This window comes from Sphingobacterium sp. 1.A.5 (assembly GCF_002734235.1).
Taxonomy (GTDB): Bacteria; Bacteroidota; Bacteroidia; order Sphingobacteriales; family Sphingobacteriaceae; genus Sphingobacterium; species Sphingobacterium daejeonense.
This window is the reverse complement of sequence record NZ_PEBA01000066.1, coordinates 39,682-57,102: the sequence shown is the minus strand read 5'-3', so window position 1 is coordinate 57,102 and position 17,421 is coordinate 39,682. Positions and strand designations below refer to the sequence as shown.

Below are 17,421 nucleotides of genomic sequence, written 5' to 3'. Positions count from 1 at the left end.
ATATCTCACATCTAGGCAAAAAAAGAGCAAAACTCAGGTTTTGCTCTTTTTTTGCCTATTTGAACAACTTAAAAATCTTACTTCCGAAATTCTTATCTACCGTAATATAGGATGGGTAGTATATATTCTGTCCGGCTATGCGGATGGAAGGTTTAATTTTAAGTACCATAAACCCTTCTGACTTTTTATTCAGCAATTCATCAAAGAATTTATCGAATCCATTTTCTTTTGCTTTATTGAAGATATTAGCTTTGAATGTCATTGGCACGATTGTACTTTCACCTTGATTTAGGTTGACATTTTGATCTACTGTACCTTCAAATAATGGTGAATTTTGAATTTCAATTACATATTTGAATGAATTAAAAGCTGCTTTCTGCACTTCAGGATTAGTGATTTTCAAGTTAACTTTTCCTTCTAATGGTAATTCTTTGCTAAACAGCGCCATGGCTAAGCTTGCAATGGAAGACATATTATAGTTTCCATCTGAACCTTTGAAAGAATCCAGTGATTTGCCATTGAATTTTACTTGATCAACAGACTCTACATCATATTCACAATCTGCTAGTGCTTTGATCTGTGCTTTTTTGTTCACTTGGCATCCAGACAACATCATTACTGCACATACTGTTATTATTCCAATAATTTTTTTCATATTTTTTTATTTTCTACCAAAATTATAAGTCAAACCAAGGGTAAATACTGCATTTCCCGGTTTTAGATATTGGTTGTCCATCAATCCAATATTCCATCCATTTGTATACTGGATCTGAAATCCTTTATTCAATTCAAGTCTTGTAAAGAAAATAGGTTCGATATATAAATTCTCTTCCAATTGACTGGAAACGCCATTTAATTCAAATCTATCCATCTTGACACGACTCATGCGGATTGCAGTTCCATAGTTTAGAGTCCTTTTCTTACCAAAAAGATTAATCTTGTTTTTTCTTGTTGACGAAAAATTTGCTTGGACGAATATTTTATTGAAATCCAGGTCTCTGGTTTCGACAGGATCACTACCTGTTGTACTTGCTCTTTTATCGACATCTGTTGTTGCTCCTACGCCATAGCCAGCATAGAATTCCAACACACTACGTTTAGCTTTGCCAACGACAGTATAATAGCCTAATCCCCCTTCATAAAGGTATTGTTTGAAATCATTGTTGTCTGATTTATAATTTAGGTAGGATCCATTTCCTATGAGGGCAACATGGTCTGTAACTGCAACGCCAAGGTTACCACTTACATTTCCTTTGGTGTTGACGTGGGCAGCTATATAAGCCTCGCCTTTATTGTTGAACATGGGTGTTGCCGGAACATTTGGCAAATAAACTGAACTACAGCTGCTGAACCAAGCAACACTTGCCAGCATTCCTGTAAAAAATAATGAGAACCTTACTTTATTCATAAAACACATTAACCCTGCATCTCCACAAATTATTATGCCAAAGATGCAGAATTTAACAAAAAGTAAGATTTAATTTAGATAAGATTAGATAACTCCATGTTTTTCAAGTTCCTCTTGCATTTCTTTTTGTAAAGAAACAGCCTCTTCCCTAGCCTTTTCTGCAAAGTCTCTGCCTTTGGATGCATAAATGATTCCACGTGTACTATTTACCAATAACCCGCAATCTTTATTCATCCCATATTGACAGACATCCGACAGAGACCCTCCTTGTGCTCCAACTCCAGGAACCAATAGAAAATGGTCTGGTGCATGCTCACGGATTTTTGTAAATGCTTCGCCTCTAGTTGCCCCCACTACATACATGATGTTTTCTGAACTTCCCCAAGTATTTACCTTATCAATAACTTCTTCAAATAGCTGTTTTCCTTGCGCATTCTGAAAGTTTTGGAAGTCCAAGCTGCCTTGATTTGAAGTTAATGCCAACACTATTGCCCATTTACCTTCAAAATCCAAGAATGGAGTTACTGAATCTTCGCCCATATAAGGAGCAATGGTAATCGAGTCAAAATTTAAACCTGAAGATTCCGGATTAAAAAATGCTTGAGCATACATTTTGGAGGTATTGCCAATATCTCCTCTTTTTGCGTCAGCAATGCTGAAACAATCTTTCGGAAGAATTTCACAAGTTTTCCTTAAAGACTCCCAACCTTTAACACCATAACTTTCATAGAAAGCGATATTTGGCTTGTAGGCAACACAAAGATCTGATGTTGCTTCGATTATGGCTTTATTAAAGGAGAAAATAGGGTCTTCATCATCCAAAAGATGTTCAGGAATCTTAGTTATATCGGTATCTAAACCTACACATAAAAAGCTCTTTTTACTTTTTATGTTTTCGATTAGCTCTTGCTTAGTCATTATTTTTATTGATTGATTAGGGAGATTAAGAAATCTTCGAATTCTTTAGTGGAATAATCTGCCATCCCTTTATGGTCAAATGCTAATTGACCTTGTTTGTTCAACACAACAGTCGATGGGATAGAATTGCTCAACCAAGTTGATGGTATATCACTTTCTGGAAAGTAAATTGGCATATTCAATTTTTCTTTTGCCAAGAATTCCTTAGCACCCTCTAGGTTATGTTCAATTTCGACCAACATAAAGACCACTTTTTCATTGTCTTTATATTTATCGTATAATTTTTGGATGGATGGCATTTCTGCTCGACAAGGTCCACACCAAGTTGCCCAAAAATTTATAAACACTACTTTACCTTGGAGGTTATGCGTTTGAACGGTTTTGCCTGTTTCGTCAGACAAGGTCACTGTTTCGGTCATCACCATGGGTGATGCAGATTGTTCGCTGTTGGCAGCTGATGGTGTTGGCGTAGGTTGTTCAGGAACATCTGGTTTAAAGAGTCCAATTTTCATCAGTCCTCTTTGGATGGCGACTCTAGTTGTCGGCGTGATTACGAGGATTGCTAAAACGACTATTAAAACCCATGAAAGGATATTTTTTGTTGAATTCTTTTTTTCAGCCATGATTAGGAGTCAAATTTCTCTAGTTGTTTTAACAAAGTAGCAAAATCTTTCGGATAATCGGCTTCAAAAGCATATTCTTTGCCATCCAATGTGAATTTCACTGCCTTTGAATGTAATGCAAATCTTTTCATAATCGGCAGTTCCTCTTGATCTTTTGACAGTGTAAATCCTCGTTTTTTGATCTGTGAAAGGTAAACTGGTTTTCCCCTGTACATGGCATCACCTACAATTGCAGCATGCTGAGTTGCCAAATGAATACGTATTTGGTGCATTCTACCTGTAATAGGCTTACATTCCACCAGCGTATAATTCTTGAAATATTTTAAACTATTGAAAATGGTCTCCGCTGGTTTACCATTATACCTGTCGATAGTAACATTCTTGTTTCCTTGGTTCAAGATAGGTAGGTCCACAACAAGATTTTCAAATATATGAGTTCCCCCAATAATTGCATGATATGTTTTGTCTACCCTTCGTTTTTCAAATTCTATAGATATCAACCTGTATGTTTCGGGGTTTTTGGCGATCAAAAGTATTCCCGAGGTATCCTTGTCCAATCGATGACAGACTTGCGCATCGGGGAAATAATTTTTTGCCAAACGAAGGATATTGACCTCATCACCACCTCTGGCATCTAAAGATGCTACAAAAGGAGGTTTATTGATAACAATAAGGTTATCATCCTCATGGATGATCAATTCGTTGAATTTTGGAAATTTAAATAGATTTTTCTCTTGTTGAGCCATGTCGCAAAAATAAGAATAATTGCTAATTTTCTATAATTCAGTGCAGTTTAAGCAATAGGTTAAGATTCAGGTTGATACTCCTAATAAAATGCCTACTTTTGCAATAAAAGCAATCTAACATGTCAGTAAACAAAGTCATCAAGCGAATTACGACGTCTATTATTCGCGATATGAAAAACAGAGGTGAGAAAATAAGTATGCTAACCTCCTATGATTATTCTACAGCAAGGATTTTAGATGATGCTGGAGTCGATGTACTTCTGGTTGGGGATTCTGCTGCCAATGTCTTTGCGGGCTATGAAACCACCCTTCCTATTACACTTGACCATATGATTTATCATGCTTCGGCTGTTGCTAGAGGTGCTAAACGTGCTATGGTGATTGCAGATTTACCTTTTGGCGAGTACCAAGGAGCTACCGAAGATGCTTATAAAGCAGCGGTACGAATGATGAAAGAATCAGGTGTACATGCATTAAAATTAGAGGGCGGAACGGAGATTATCGATAATATTAAAAAAATCGTGCAATCAGGCATTCCTGTTTGTGGTCACTTAGGATTGACACCTCAGTCAATTTATAAGTTTGGCGATTTCGGTGTTCGTGCCAAGGAAGATGCAGAAGCGGCAAAATTAAAAGAAGACGCCCTAGCTTTGCAAGAGGCTGGTTGTTTTGCAATCGTCTTGGAAAAAATCCCTGCAACCTTAGCCGAAGAAGTTTCAAAGATGTTAGATATCCCAACGATTGGTATTGGTGCTGGAAATAAGACAGACGGACAAGTACTGGTCGTAAATGATATGTTGGGAATAACACAGGAATTCAAACCGAAATTCTTAAGACAATATCTAAACTTGAATGAGGAAATAAATAATGCTGTAAAGCAATATATTTCTGATGTAAAATCACAAGACTATCCTAACGAATCTGAGCAGTATTAATCATGAACAAAATCTTACTTATTGTAATACTTGTTGGAATATTGATCTATTTCTTATCCCGAAGGGTGATGATGAAAGGGAAATCTATGTCCATTCAAAAAAGCAATAAGCAAGGTTATTACTTGATAGAAAGCGGCGCCTCAATAATTCAAAAGACCATAAAAAACACGTTGTTTAGTGTTGGGATCGGTGTGGTATTATTTATCATTACTATTTTTTTAGCGCTGAAAGTTAAAATCATCCTCTTGATGCTACCAATCAGCCTTTATTTAATGAGTCAATTATTTTTGTTGAACAATCAATTAAAATACGCCAAAGATCAACATATTTGGTTCAATCCGAATACGAATGTGGTTATGATAGAATGGTTGAGCGGGAATACAGTTACTTTTAACATTCTAATTGATGTTCAACAGGTTAAAGCTGTGAAGTCGGTTCAGAAAAACAACCAGATATTATTTGGTTATTATGAGATCTCTGTCCATAATAACCAAATTTATGTACCTTTTATTTTAGAAGATAATCCGCTCAACACTCGTTTCTTTAAAACCCTTAAAGAAAACTATCCTGTTGACCCTAAGTCATCACTTTTTCCTATTATCTAAACATTCGGGATTTTGTATCCATTGTGATAGCCAGCAGCCAGTAATTTATTGGCTTCTGATTCTTTAAATCTCTGTTTTTCCTTTTCCCAATAGATCTTTTTACCTGTTCTATATGCGATATTACCCATTTGGGAAAATTTAGCAATATGGCTGCCTACTTCCAATGGAGCATTCAATAAATTTGGATTTTTAGTTCTTATTGCTTCGACAAAGTTTTCCATATGTAAATCCAGGCCATTGTCCACCTTTTTTTGATATGGTACAGCCTTCATTCTATCCATTTCAGGAATAACTTCCCAGCCATTTCTATCTAGAACCAAAGTACCATTATTACCGATAAAAGCTATTCCATGTTCACGATTGTAAGGTCCACCTGAGATACTTGTAGCATGCTCCCACTGAATATTAAAGTCGTCAAATTCATATACTGTTGTCAGGGTATCCGGGGTATCTCCGGCATCATCTGGATAGGCAAATTTACCACCTGCTGCCATAATAGATTTCGGATCAGACACTTTCATACCCAACAGGGCATAATCCAATAAATGGACTCCCCAATCAGTCATTAATCCTCCTGCATAATCCCAATACCATCTAAAATTGTAATGGAAGCGATTAGGGTTGAAAGGTCGAGTCTTTGCTGGTCCTAACCATGCTTTGTAATCCACACCTGCTGGAACTGGACCATCAGGTTCTTTTGGCACCCTCTTTTTCCATCCCAAATAGGCCCATGCCTTTACTAATCTTATTTTTCCCAATTGACCAGAATGGACAAAATCAATGGCATCCTTAAAATGTTTTTGAGATCTCTGCCATTGGCCTACTTGAACGATACTATTGTATTTATCCTTAGCCTCCAACATTGTATTACATTCAACTATTGAATTCCCAATTGGTTTTTCAACATAGACTGCTTTACCGGCTTTGCAGGCATCTACCAACATTAAACAATGCCAATGATCAGGAGTTCCTATTATCACGGCATCAACTTCTTTGTCAGCTAAGAGATCTTTATAATTTTTGTAAACTTTGGGATTTTGCCCCAATTCTTTTAAGTTTTTTAATCTATCCTGAATAACAGAATCGTCGATATCACTAATAGCAGTACAGCTAACATTAGATATTTTAAGGATAGAATTAAGGTCTGACCAGCCCATACCCTTGATCCCAATCGCACCGATTCTCAAAGTGGATTGCAGGTTAGTTTTTGCAAATAAAGATGAAAAATGTAAGGCCGGAAATAATAAAGCAGACTTATAAATAAACTCTCTTCTGGAAATAGTCATTCGTTTTAGGTTTATATAAATGTACGATGTTATTGCAAATTCAGCATAATTTTATAACAATTTATTGAAATTATGTAACAATTCTGAACCCAATACTATCGAATTTTGTATTAATATTAATCGAAAGAATTAAGATGAAAGAAAATCACACATATAAAGTTACTGGAATGACCTGCAATGGTTGCCGAACCAATGTTGAGAAGAAACTTAATGAGGTCCCCGGTGTTACCGCATCGGTCAATCTTGAAAAGGGGGAAGCCGAGATAGAATCAGACACACCTGTTTCAGCCACTGATCTTCAGGACAAACTGGATGAATTAGGTGGTCATTATCAAATTCATGATGATACATCATCAGAAATTAAATCTCATCACGAACACAAGGAAGAGCTTTCTGAAAGTGGACAATATATCTGTCCCATGTTCTGTGAAGGGAAGGATAAGATTTATGACGAGCCTGGTAGATGCCCCGTATGTAATATGCATTTGCGACCAATTGAAAAAGTAGATTTCAATGCTCCTTCTCACCAGGACCATAAACATCATAAACCGGTTCAAAATGAAAATAATGCTGGCAAGTATTATTGTCCTATGATGTGTGAAGGCGATAAGGTTTATGACCAGCCTGGTTCGTGCCCTGTCTGTGGGATGAATTTGGAAAAAATTCCAGATACTAATCTCAAGGTTGAATATACCTGTCCGATGCATCCTGAAATTGTACAAGATCATCCTGGAAATTGTCCAATTTGCGGAATGGAACTTGTCCCTAACCAAGTTACAGAAGAGGATGACCAACATTACAAGAGTCTGCTTAAAAAATTCTGGATCTCTGTAGCATGTACGGTACCTGTATTTATTTTGTCCATGGGCGATATGTTGCCTGGCCAACCAGTAAGCCAAGTTATCCCTTACAAAGTAAATGCGTGGATTCAATTGATCTTAACCCTTCCTGTTGTATTTTATACTTGTTGGATGTTTTTCCAAAGAGCATGGACATCTTTCAAAACATGGAATCTAAATATGTTTAGTTTGATTGGTTTAGGTGCAGCAGCAGCTTTTATATTTAGCTTACTTGCTTTCTTTTTCCCACAGATATTCCCTGCAGAACTCAAGGGCCATCATGGCGAGGTTCACCTCTATTTTGAATCGGTAGTTGTTATTTTAACGCTAGTTCTTTTAGGGCAAGTCATGGAAGCTAAAGCTCATTCAAAAACAAATTCAGCGATTAAGGAGCTTATTAAATTGAGCCCCGCTGAGGCTATTCTTGTTGAAAATGGAAAAGAAAGAAAAATATCTATTCATGATGTTAAGCTTGGTGATATTCTCAGAGTAAGAGCGGGTGACAAAGTACCGGTTGATGGAATAGTCACTGAGGGGGATACGTCGATAGATGAAGCAATGATTACGGGAGAACCTATTCCTGTTGAAAAATCAATCGATGATCATGTTATTGGGGGTACCATTAATGGAAATCACGAGATCTTGATAAAAGCTGAACGCATTGGTTCTGAAACCTTATTGGCACAGATTATTCAGTTGGTCAATAATGCCAGCCGTAGCCAACCCCCAATTCAAAAATTAACTGACCGTGTTTCAAAGATATTCGTTCCTGCGGTAATTGCCATTGCTGTTTTAACTTTTATTCTTTGGAATATTTCATCAGTTCCCAGCAGTACAGCTTTGGCTTTTTCCAATATGCTTGCCGTATTAATCGTGGCTTGTCCTTGTGCATTGGGATTGGCAACACCTATGTCTGTTATGGTTGGGATTGGCAAGGGAGCTAAAAACGGTATACTAATCAAAAACTCGGAGGCTCTCGAAAAACTTGAGAAAGCCAACGTTCTCGTCGTTGATAAAACCGGAACGATCACTGAAGGGAAACCTTCTGTTTCAGAAGTAGTTTCTGCAAATGATAAATTCGCTGAAAAAGACATCTTACAGATTGCGGCCTCTGTGAATAAAAACAGTACTCATCCACTTGCCCAAGCTATGACAGATAAAGCTAAGGATGATAATGTTCATCTATTAGATGTTGTCCAATTTGAGAATATTTCAGGAAAGGGTGTTAAAGGTAAGATTCACCATATGACAGCAATCTTAGGAACACCACGATTGATGGAAGAACAAAAGGTTGAAATCAGTCCAGAAATGAGAAAGAAAATCGAAGAACTACAAAAGAAAGGTAATTCTGTTTCTGTTCTTGCAATCGATGGCAGTATCGCAGGACTTGTGGCTGCATTTGATGCGCTCAAGAAAAGTAGCGTTGAGGTTATAAAAAGATTTATGGATGAAGGAGTGGAAGTTTACATGTTCACGGGAGACAACCAAAACACAGCAGATATCGTAGCAAAAGAAGCTGGTATCAAACATGCTAAAGGTAGCTTGCTTCCTGAGGACAAGCTTAAAGGTATCAAAGATCTTCAAGAATCTGGCAAAAAAGTGATCATGGTCGGAGATGGTATCAATGATGCTCCTGCCTTAACCCAAGCTGATGTTGGTATTGCAATGGGTACAGGTACAGACGTTGCAATCCAAAGTGCTGAAATTACTTTAATTAAGGGAGATCTTGTCGGAGTACATAAAGCATTTAAATTAAGTAAAGCAATGCTCAGGAACATCAAACAAAACCTTTTGTTTGCCTTTCTATACAATGTCATAGGAATCCCAATTGCTGCAGGGTTATTATATCCATCATTTGGCATCCTGATGTCACCTATGATTGCAGCAGCAGCTATGAGCTTGAGCTCGGTTTCAGTTATTTTGAATTCGTTGAGATTGAATACTGTAAAGTTGGATTAATATTAGTGGTTGGTGGAGACACCAACCACGGTGGTAATATTTTTTATGGTTGGTGGGGACACCAACCATGGCTGTAACCACGGTGTTTATTGAATGTTCTGGCCGGTTGTTTCATTGGCCAGTCTAATTTTATTGCCCAACAGTAAATGTGACCCTATGCCTAATAAAGCAAAGGTCACTCCTACTATACACACCCCAGTCCATCCTGCAATTCCCCAAGCTTGAGCTGCAATCCAGGAACCAAAGGAGCCTCCTATAAAATATGAAACCATGTAAACAGTATTCAGGCGACTCGTGGCTGTAGTTTTTATTGCAAAGTAATCCGACTGGTTCATAATATGAGAAGATTGTAATCCCAGATCAATTAGGATAATACCAATCACTAAACCAATATAGGTGTTGCCCATAAAATATATAAAACCCCAACTTAAAAGAAGTATTATAAGTGAAACCGTTATGATCTTGTAACGGCTCCATATTTTATTTAATTTACCGACTAGGACAGCTCCTAGCGCCCCAGCAGCACCAATTAAACCAAATGTACCAGCGACGGAAGGTCCAACTTCAAACGGAGGTTGCTCTAGATGGAACGCAAGCGTTGTAAATACGGCACACATGGATGCAAAGCTTACAGCACCTCTAAAGGATGCCAGCTGTAGTATAGGTTCTGTTGTTGCTAAATGCCAAACAGATTTCATCAAGGAAGCATAATTACCTTGAAAATTCGGTTTCATCTCAGGCAACATCTTATAAATAAATATCCAAGATACTACCATCATCATAGCTGCTCCCCAATAAATGCTCCGCCAACCCCAAATATCGCCAACAATTCCACCAATGAACCTTGACAGTAATATCCCAAGCAACAATCCCGACATCACCATTCCAATATTTTGGGATCTATTTTCAGAATTAGACAAATCTGCCACCATAGGCACAAATAATTGGGGGATAACAGAGGTACATCCTATTAAGAAACTGGCCATGGACATCATCCAAAGTTCCTTAGAAATAGCCATCCAGATAAGTGCCAGAAATACGATTACTAAATCTACAAGAATTAATTTCTTACGAAACAGTTTATCTCCAAGTGGTATTATCATCAACAAACCAAAGGCATAGCCCAATTGTGTAAGAACCGTTATTTTACTGACTTCAGCTTCTGTTACTTTGAATTCAGCAGCAATCTCTGCTAATAATGGCTGATTGTAATAGTTGTTTGCAACGACTACCCCAGATACAATGGTCATTAACCATAAGAGTGCAGATGTAAGTTTGGGGCGCCCGAAGTTTTCCATAAAGTTTTTCTGATTGTAAATCTAAAGAATGTGTAAGAAATGAACAATAATAACCTTTATTGGTTTTGTAATAAAACCTTTCTATGGAAAATTTAAGGACAGCAATGGAGGAACTGATCCAAGCAAAAATGCCGGACCAAGATTGGGAATATTTTCAATCCAAACTAATTTTCAAAGAATTTCCGAAAAAACATAGATTGATTGAAGCAGGCCAAACGGAACGATATTTATCATTTATAATAAAGGGAATTATCCGTTTTTATATTCCCGGGCCCGAACATGACACTACCGTTTATATGGCCTTTGACAATTGGTTCACCAGTGTTTATGATTCTTTCGTAACACAAGGGCCCTCCTATTATTCTGCTGAAACTTTACAAGAAACTAGCATGCTAAGGATTTCATATTCAGATTTACAAGATGTGTATAAAAATTCTTCAGTAGGAAATTTAATTGGAAGAAGAGCATCTGAAGTATTATTTGTGTTAAAAACACAACGTGAGATATCTCTTTTGAAATTAAATGCTGAAGAGAGATTCCTACAATTATTAAAAGAACAACCTCATCTTATTCAAAATATACCGCAAAAATATCTCGCTTCCTATATTGGTATCACCCCCCAAGCTTTAAGTAGAATACGAAAAAGAATCAATGCATGACATATTAAAATATTATGTCAGCATAATTGTTGAAATGTCAGTCATTATTCTGTAATCGGACTGCCAGTATGGCTAAGACTTTTAATAAAAATACCCTCAGTTGGCTGTACACAAACTTCAAATTGTTGTTTTATTGTCATCAATATTGCTTTACACTTAATTGACAATCCTATAACTTACAAACCATCAGCTGTTTACACATTTATTCCATAAAAAACATAAATAAACTCATTTATTGACAATATACTTTGGCACAGGTATTGACTTATTGACCATATATGACAATAAAGTCAAACAAATTATTTAAAATCATGAAGAAATTATTACTTACATTATCTGCAGTAGCAGTTTTAGGATTAGCAGCAAACGCACAAACTGAAAAAGGCAAGTTTATGGTTGGCGGTCAAGTTGGATTCCACGGCAGTTCAGTTAAAGATACAGATAACAAAAACAATTCTTTAATTATTAATCCTAATGTTGGTTATTTTGTGGCTGATAATATTGCTATCGGTACCGGTATTGGTTACGAATGGTCAAAATTTGAACAGGCAAATTATCCTGAAAGAACAGAGTCAGCATTTGTTCTAACTCCATTTGGAAGAATGTATAGCAAAAATGATGGACCTGTTAAATTCTTTGGACAGTTATCAGTTCCAATGGCATGGGGAACTCAAAAAACAGATGATACTAAAACAGCTACAACGGCCAATTACGGAGTTGAACTTGCTCCTGGTATTGCTTACTTCCCAACTTCAAATATCGGAGTAGAATTTAAAGTAAGAGGATTATTCTACAATAATTCTTCAGTAACAGAAGAATCAACTGATACAAAAGTTACAACTGATATGTACGGATTAAATGTTAACTCATTAGCGCCAACAGTTGGTGTAACATTCCACTTTTAATAAATAGGTAGTTCAATAATAAGAAAGCCTCGTTTTTGAAAACGAGGCTTTCTTATTTTCCTATCTATTCTTCTGCAGGGAATTGTCTTCTTTGATAGAAATAATAAATAATAATCTCCATCAAAATAATTCCTACTGCTAGGACAATTAATGTTGTATAAAATCTATTATCAAAAGCAGAGATATCATATTCAAACCATAAGGCGCCTAACATAGTTATTATGCTAATTAAATAAAATATCCATTGGAGTTTTATCTTTATCCCAAAAAATTTAAAGCTAGGAACTAATCCTGCTGATTTCAAATCTTGATCTTGATTTTTCCATCGCCTTAGGTTCATATTATATCTAATTAACAATTCCATATAAAGTAAGAATTGTAAAATGATAACAATCATTAATGATTTTGGCATTTTAGGTAAAGTAAAATGCAGAAATAACCATAAAATGGAGGCTCCTACCAATAAGCGCAAAGCATTCTGAATCCATAGTTTCATAAATTTCAAGATTAAATTAAAGTATTGGTTATAATTAAGTTAAATTTAATTTTAGTTAAAAATAAACTAAATTATTTAAATTAAATAACTATAATATATTTTATTTTAATCTAATAGAAATATTATTCATCCATCCATATTGGTAAAGCAAACTGTTTTAACAGATTTGCTAATTTTATTTCTGTAATCTCCGACTTCTTCACCCATCTCACTTCATTCAACTCAGCTAAAGGTTGAAGATTTTCTAATTTTTCAGAATATTGGCACTTAAACACATATCCTTTAACCGTTTTACCTACCTCATTTACCGCTTGTGCTTCATGTACTCCGATCAATTGGCAATCTGCTGCAGTGAAATGTATATTTAATTCTTCATTCAATTCCCTGATTAAACTCTCCATCGGAATTTCATCGACTTCAATCTTCCCTCCTGGCAATTGATAATACAATGACCCCTTTTTCTGAACAGTTAAAAGCTCATTCCGGTCATTAATTATAATACCTACTGCTATAGTTATGTAGTTATTTAGCTTCATTTGACGAATAATAGAAATATTTTGCAAAAATCGGAAATAATGGAATGATTTTTAATATCATTATGGTGATATTGATTAAAAACACCAAACTAACGAATGAAACAATACTTTTTCTGGTCCTTACTTATCGCTTTTTTAACTATCGCATCTTGTAAGAACTCGTCAAAAAACATTAGTGCAGCTGAAAAAAGAAAGCAAGATTCCATAGAGAGAGTAAAGAAAGCTCAAGAAGAGGCTGAGAAAGCTGAACGGGAACGTCCAAGGACTGCAGCAGATATAAAACTTGAAAAAGACCTTGCCTACGACCAACATACCTTAGAGGAAACATATCCCTATAAGGATACTACCCGTCAATTCCAGATTGAGAAAATAAAGGAAAAGCTGGCATTTATTGAGAATTTTCAAAGAGCCCCACATAATTATGGAGTTCTTCAAAACTATAAAAATCGCAATGGCGAAGCAGCAGTTGTAGAGCATTTTGTTAGAAATGCCTATAAACGTGTATCAGATACATTGGGAACTGAAAAATATCAATCTGCACCCTTATATCAAGAAGAGAACAGCGCAAAGCCATCTATTTATGGTCGTGATGGATCTCTTGTAAGTTTGGAAAGCTCTGATACTGTGAAGATGGTAAAAGTGAACGGGATTTCATTTGAAGGAACATGGTTTGTACCTAAAAGATATGTGAAAGCAATCGGTGATTCTTTAAAAATCACTCATGTTAACTTCGTGGATGTTACAAACCAAAATATAATGACCGTAGAAAGAACTGGTGAAAATGAGTGGAAAATTCGCAGTATGAACCCTGCTACTTCGGGTCTACATAAGCCACCACATCAGATGGAAACGCCTGTTGGTATTTTTATGGTTCAAGAGCAGAAATCGAAGATGTTTTATTTTGGCGATGGCACCAAAACGATTGAGGGATTTGCGCCATATGCGTCTAGATTCACCAATGGGGGCTATATTCATGGTGTTCCGGTTAATAATCCAAAAGGGAAGATCGTTGAGTATTCTTGGTCTTTGGGTACGACCCCAAGGTCACATATGTGTGTCAGAAATGCGTCATCTCATGCTAAATTTGTTTATGATACGTCAAAACCCTTCAAATCCCTGGTCGTAGTTATTGATTAAACGTTATTTAACACTTTGATTGTCATATTTTTCCTAGCTTTGTATTTGTAAACGTAGACTAGGAAAAGTGCTTATGAATAAACTATTGCTTATTTCATTATGGGCCATTGCGACCTCCACCATGACTGGAGACCTAAACAACACTCAGCAAGTTAAAGCCCCAATCGAAATCAAACAAACAGAACAAGAATTAGTAAAAGATCCGGTTAAAGAGTTGTATGACGAAATGAAGTTACAAGGGACCATCAAATGGGAAGCCTTCGAGCAAGCTATGCAAGGTTACAACCAATTGAGTCCAAAAAACAGGAACATCATGACGATCATCGACTTTACGCTGCCTTCTACTGACAAGAGAATGTATGTTTTGGATATGAAAGCTAAAAAGCTTTTGTACCATTCCGTAGTATCTCATGGAAGAAATAGTGGTGAAAATTATGCCACCTCATTCTCTAATAGGAATGGATCCTTTCAAAGTTCTTTAGGATTCTATTATGCCTCAGAAACTTACTTTGGCGGAAATGGTTATTCCCTCAGACTTGATGGATTAGAAAAAGGAATCAATGATCAAGCAAGACCAAGAGCTATTGTTGTTCATGGTGCAGATTATTGCAGTACAGACATCATCAAATCAACTGGTAGACTTGGAAGAAGCTACGGCTGCCCTGCCCTACCACGTGAATTGGCAAAACCAATCATCAATACTATCAAAGGTGGGAGCCTGATGTTTATCTACGCAGGTAACAAAGAATACCTTGCAAATACCAAATTCGTTAAGAAATCTCCTTTGATGCCTTCAACTACTCTTATCGCAACGCAAGAAGCTGAAGAAAGTATTAAAGGAAAGACGGTGTTGAACTAAGATTTAGATGTGGGATATGAGATGTGGGATATGAGATATTAAATTTGATATTTTGAAATTAGGGAGGTAAATTAAATTTAATTCCATTCTGATTTAAAAAATCCAAGTTAAAAAATAAAAGAGCCATGAAATTAATCTTTCACGGCTCTTTTTATTTTTAGGACTTGAAATTGTGGGTCTATCTCATTTCTCAAATCTCACATCTCATATCTCATATCTAACTACTAAAATACGCTCTCACATTTTTACCTTCCATCCAGTTCATAAATGCTCGGTTTACGACTTTATTGCCTCCTGGTGTTGGGTAGTTACCTGAGAAGTACCAATCTCCTTTGTGGTTAGGACAGGCAACGTGCAGGTTGTCCAATGTTTGGAATACTACTTCTAGCTCGGCCTTTAGGTTATGAGGTTTTACAATTCTTGATATTTCTTCAGAAATCTGTTCATCAGTGAATGGCTCATATATAGCTTTGACGTAGTTTTCCACGTGGTCTTTAGGCATTGTTACTGATGCAAGACATTTTTGATAAACTTCATCGATTATATGTGCTAATCCATTCTTGCGCAATAGAGATATTGCTGCTTCAAATGCGACGAATTCACCCATTCTCGACATATCGATACCATAACAGTCAGGGTAACGAATTTGTGGAGCAGAAGAAACAATAACAATTTTTTTAGGATTCAAACGATCTAGGATTGTAAGTATACTTTGCTTAAGGGTAGTACCTCTTACGATTGAATCATCGATAGCCACTATTGTATCTTCGTGATCATTTACAATACCATAAGTGGTATCATACACGTGTTGAACCATGTCTTGACGGTCAGCATCCTGAGTGATGAAAGTACGCAGTTTTGCATCTTTCACATTCAGTTTTTCAAATCTAGGCTTAAGGTCTAGCACTTCGTTCAATTCCTCATCAGAAATCTTATCAAGGCGATTTAACAATGTTTCCTTCTGACAATCTCTTACATACTGATTTATGCCTTCCATCATACCATAATAGGAAACCTCTGCTGTATTAGGGATAAATGAAAAGACTGTATTCTTGATATCATTATTGATGCTCTTAAGTACTTGAGGAATCAACAATTTACCTAATGATTTACGTTCTTGATAAATATCAGCATCAGAACCTCTTGAGAAATAGATACGCTCGAAAGAACATGACATTTGCTCAACAGGTTGTCTGAACATTTCTTCAGAAACTGTTCCGTCTTTTTTCGCGATTAAGGCATGTCCTGGTTTTATTTCTTTTACAGAATTCAACGGAACATTAAATGCTGTTTGGATAACAGGTCTTTCAGATGCTACGACCAATACTTCGTCGTCTTGGTAGTAGAATGCTGGCCGGATACCAGCTGGATCTCTCATAACGAATGCATCGCCATGTCCGAAAATACCAGCAATCGTATAACCGCCATCCCAAGTTTTCGCTGAGCGAGTTAATATTTTAGAAACATCGATATTCTTAGCGATTTGAGCAGAGATTTCGATATTTGAATATCCTTCTTGTTTGAATTGATCAAATAATTTTTGGTTTTCTTCATCTAGGAAGTGTCCAATTTTCTCAAGTACAGTAACCGTATCAGCTTGTTCTTTTGGATGCTGTCCTAAATCATAGAGCTGTTGCAACAGTTCATCGACATTGGTCATGTTGAAGTTTCCTGCAACAACTAGATTTCTGGACATCCAGTTATTTTGTCTTAAGAAAGGATGACAGCTTTCAATGCTGTTTTTACCATGAGTACCATAACGCAAATGACCTAACAGGACTTCACCTGTAAAACTTACGTTATCTTTCAACCACTGTGTATCTTTAGATTCTTCAGGATAAGCCTTGTTAACGGCGGCGAATTTCTTTTGAACATATTCAAAGATTTCTGCAACAGCAGTTGACCCCATTGCTCTATATCTAGAAATATAGCGGTTTCCAGGTTTTACATCAAACTTGATAGTAGCAATACCGGCTCCATCTTGGCCTCTATTGTGTTGCTTTTCCATAAGCAAGTACAACTTGTTGATTCCGTAATAGGGCGTACCGTATTTTTCTTGATAATAAGATAGGGGTTTTAAAAGTCGGATAAGTGCTATTCCGCACTCGTGTTTTATAGAATCACTCATAGCTTGAATTGATGGCACAAAGGTACGGAATTTTGAAAAAATATCAGATACATATAAATGTAAAAAAATTACCGTATCCGAAGA

Annotated in this window: 17 protein-coding genes; 7 read left to right on the top strand and 10 right to left on the bottom strand. The window is 36.4% G+C overall.

Translation table 11 applies throughout. From position 1 onward, the window contains the following. Positions 1-55: 55 nt before the first annotated feature. From CRT24_RS20000 to CRT24_RS19980, 5 genes are all read right to left on the bottom strand, one after another. Positions 56-655 (bottom strand): hypothetical protein, encoded by a 600-nt coding sequence (locus tag CRT24_RS20000; RefSeq protein WP_099372867.1) that lies wholly within the window; start codon positions 653-655, stop codon positions 56-58. A gap of 6 nt (positions 656-661) precedes the next feature. Beyond that, positions 662-1,408: a hypothetical protein gene (locus tag CRT24_RS19995; RefSeq protein WP_257214109.1), complete on the bottom strand. Its 747-nt coding sequence runs from the start codon at positions 1,406-1,408 to the stop codon at positions 662-664. Between the two features lie 84 nt (positions 1,409-1,492). After that, positions 1,493-2,326: an orotidine-5'-phosphate decarboxylase gene (gene pyrF, locus CRT24_RS19990; protein WP_099372866.1), complete on the bottom strand. Its 834-nt coding sequence runs from the start codon at positions 2,324-2,326 to the stop codon at positions 1,493-1,495. A gap of 5 nt (positions 2,327-2,331) precedes the next feature. Continuing rightward, a complete protein-coding gene (locus tag CRT24_RS19985) occupies positions 2,332-2,949 on the bottom strand; it encodes a TlpA disulfide reductase family protein (RefSeq protein ID WP_099372865.1) in 618 nt (205 codons plus the stop codon). Between the two features lie 2 nt (positions 2,950-2,951). Continuing rightward, positions 2,952-3,695: an RluA family pseudouridine synthase gene (locus CRT24_RS19980; protein WP_099372864.1), complete on the bottom strand. Its 744-nt coding sequence runs from the start codon at positions 3,693-3,695 to the stop codon at positions 2,952-2,954. Positions 3,696-3,814: 119 nt separating this feature from the next. Between CRT24_RS19980 and panB the strand changes: the two genes are divergently transcribed. Then, positions 3,815-4,630: a 3-methyl-2-oxobutanoate hydroxymethyltransferase gene (gene panB / locus CRT24_RS19975; protein WP_099372863.1), complete on the top strand. Its 816-nt coding sequence runs from the start codon at positions 3,815-3,817 to the stop codon at positions 4,628-4,630. 2 nt (positions 4,631-4,632) lie between these two features. Next, a complete protein-coding gene (locus CRT24_RS19970; protein ID WP_099372862.1) occupies positions 4,633-5,235 on the top strand; it encodes a hypothetical protein in 603 nt (200 codons plus the stop codon). Here CRT24_RS19970 and CRT24_RS19965 read toward each other — a convergent pair. After that, positions 5,232-6,521: a Gfo/Idh/MocA family protein gene (locus CRT24_RS19965; RefSeq protein ID WP_099372861.1), complete on the bottom strand. Its 1,290-nt coding sequence runs from the start codon at positions 6,519-6,521 to the stop codon at positions 5,232-5,234. The two genes, CRT24_RS19970 and CRT24_RS19965, sit on opposite strands and share 4 nt — an antisense overlap. A gap of 134 nt (positions 6,522-6,655) precedes the next feature. On the opposite strand from CRT24_RS19965, the gene CRT24_RS19960 reads away from it, so the two are divergent. Beyond that, entirely contained in the window at positions 6,656-9,319 is a 2,664-nt protein-coding gene (locus CRT24_RS19960) for a heavy metal translocating P-type ATPase (RefSeq protein ID WP_099372860.1), read from the top strand. Positions 9,320-9,405: 86 nt separating this feature from the next. On the opposite strand, the gene CRT24_RS19955 is transcribed toward CRT24_RS19960, so the two are convergent. Then, positions 9,406-10,617 (bottom strand): MFS transporter, encoded by a 1,212-nt coding sequence (locus CRT24_RS19955; RefSeq protein WP_099372859.1) that lies wholly within the window; start codon positions 10,615-10,617, stop codon positions 9,406-9,408. Positions 10,618-10,700: 83 nt separating this feature from the next. Between CRT24_RS19955 and CRT24_RS19950 the strand changes: the two genes are divergently transcribed. Next, positions 10,701-11,276 carry a Crp/Fnr family transcriptional regulator gene (locus CRT24_RS19950; protein WP_099372858.1) on the top strand — a complete coding sequence of 192 codons (576 nt, stop codon included), beginning with the start codon at positions 10,701-10,703 and terminating at the stop codon, positions 11,274-11,276. A gap of 311 nt (positions 11,277-11,587) precedes the next feature. Next, positions 11,588-12,181: an outer membrane beta-barrel protein gene (locus CRT24_RS19945; protein WP_099372972.1), complete on the top strand. Its 594-nt coding sequence runs from the start codon at positions 11,588-11,590 to the stop codon at positions 12,179-12,181. A gap of 64 nt (positions 12,182-12,245) precedes the next feature. Here the strand turns inward: CRT24_RS19945 and CRT24_RS19940 are convergent, their stop codons facing one another. Then, positions 12,246-12,677 (bottom strand): hypothetical protein, encoded by a 432-nt coding sequence (locus CRT24_RS19940; RefSeq protein ID WP_099372857.1) that lies wholly within the window; start codon positions 12,675-12,677, stop codon positions 12,246-12,248. Positions 12,678-12,799: 122 nt separating this feature from the next. Then, entirely contained in the window at positions 12,800-13,213 is a 414-nt protein-coding gene (locus tag CRT24_RS19935; protein ID WP_099372856.1) for an NUDIX domain-containing protein, read from the bottom strand. Between the two features lie 96 nt (positions 13,214-13,309). Here CRT24_RS19935 and CRT24_RS19930 point away from each other — a divergent pair, with 96 nt between their 5' ends. Both CRT24_RS19930 and CRT24_RS19925 read left to right on the top strand, forming a co-directional pair. Further along, positions 13,310-14,350: a L,D-transpeptidase gene (locus tag CRT24_RS19930; protein ID WP_099372855.1), complete on the top strand. Its 1,041-nt coding sequence runs from the start codon at positions 13,310-13,312 to the stop codon at positions 14,348-14,350. 73 nt (positions 14,351-14,423) lie between these two features. Next, positions 14,424-15,209 (top strand): murein L,D-transpeptidase catalytic domain family protein, encoded by a 786-nt coding sequence (locus CRT24_RS19925; protein ID WP_257214108.1) that lies wholly within the window; start codon positions 14,424-14,426, stop codon positions 15,207-15,209. A gap of 217 nt (positions 15,210-15,426) precedes the next feature. Here CRT24_RS19925 and CRT24_RS19920 read toward each other — a convergent pair whose 3' ends face one another. After that, entirely contained in the window at positions 15,427-17,337 is a 1,911-nt protein-coding gene (locus tag CRT24_RS19920) for a class II glutamine amidotransferase (protein WP_099372854.1), read from the bottom strand. Positions 17,338-17,421 lie beyond the last annotated feature (84 nt).

What these genes read in the sequence shown, in the direction of transcription:
- CRT24_RS20000 (WP_099372867.1), bottom strand. Translation starts at nt 655, where the DNA reads ATGAAAAAAATTATTGGAATAATAACAGTATGTGCAGTAATGATGTTG.
- CRT24_RS19995 (WP_257214109.1), bottom strand. Translation starts at nt 1,408, where the DNA reads ATGAATAAAGTAAGGTTCTCATTATTTTTTACAGGAATGCTGGCAAGT.
- pyrF (WP_099372866.1), bottom strand. Translation starts at nt 2,326, where the DNA reads ATGACTAAGCAAGAGCTAATCGAAAACATAAAAAGTAAAAAGAGCTTT.
- CRT24_RS19985 (WP_099372865.1), bottom strand. Translation starts at nt 2,949, where the DNA reads ATGGCTGAAAAAAAGAATTCAACAAAAAATATCCTTTCATGGGTTTTA.
- CRT24_RS19980 (WP_099372864.1), bottom strand. Translation starts at nt 3,695, where the DNA reads ATGGCTCAACAAGAGAAAAATCTATTTAAATTTCCAAAATTCAACGAA.
- panB (WP_099372863.1), top strand. Translation starts at nt 3,815, where the DNA reads ATGTCAGTAAACAAAGTCATCAAGCGAATTACGACGTCTATTATTCGC.
- CRT24_RS19970 (WP_099372862.1), top strand. Translation starts at nt 4,633, where the DNA reads ATGAACAAAATCTTACTTATTGTAATACTTGTTGGAATATTGATCTAT.
- CRT24_RS19965 (WP_099372861.1), bottom strand. Translation starts at nt 6,521, where the DNA reads ATGACTATTTCCAGAAGAGAGTTTATTTATAAGTCTGCTTTATTATTT.
- CRT24_RS19960 (WP_099372860.1), top strand. Translation starts at nt 6,656, where the DNA reads ATGAAAGAAAATCACACATATAAAGTTACTGGAATGACCTGCAATGGT.
- CRT24_RS19955 (WP_099372859.1), bottom strand. Translation starts at nt 10,617, where the DNA reads ATGGAAAACTTCGGGCGCCCCAAACTTACATCTGCACTCTTATGGTTA.
- CRT24_RS19950 (WP_099372858.1), top strand. Translation starts at nt 10,701, where the DNA reads ATGGAAAATTTAAGGACAGCAATGGAGGAACTGATCCAAGCAAAAATG.
- CRT24_RS19945 (WP_099372972.1), top strand. Translation starts at nt 11,588, where the DNA reads ATGAAGAAATTATTACTTACATTATCTGCAGTAGCAGTTTTAGGATTA.
- CRT24_RS19940 (WP_099372857.1), bottom strand. Translation starts at nt 12,677, where the DNA reads ATGAAACTATGGATTCAGAATGCTTTGCGCTTATTGGTAGGAGCCTCC.
- CRT24_RS19935 (WP_099372856.1), bottom strand. Translation starts at nt 13,213, where the DNA reads ATGAAGCTAAATAACTACATAACTATAGCAGTAGGTATTATAATTAAT.
- CRT24_RS19930 (WP_099372855.1), top strand. Translation starts at nt 13,310, where the DNA reads ATGAAACAATACTTTTTCTGGTCCTTACTTATCGCTTTTTTAACTATC.
- CRT24_RS19925 (WP_257214108.1), top strand. Translation starts at nt 14,424, where the DNA reads ATGAATAAACTATTGCTTATTTCATTATGGGCCATTGCGACCTCCACC.
- CRT24_RS19920 (WP_099372854.1), bottom strand. Translation starts at nt 17,337, where the DNA reads ATGAGTGATTCTATAAAACACGAGTGCGGAATAGCACTTATCCGACTT.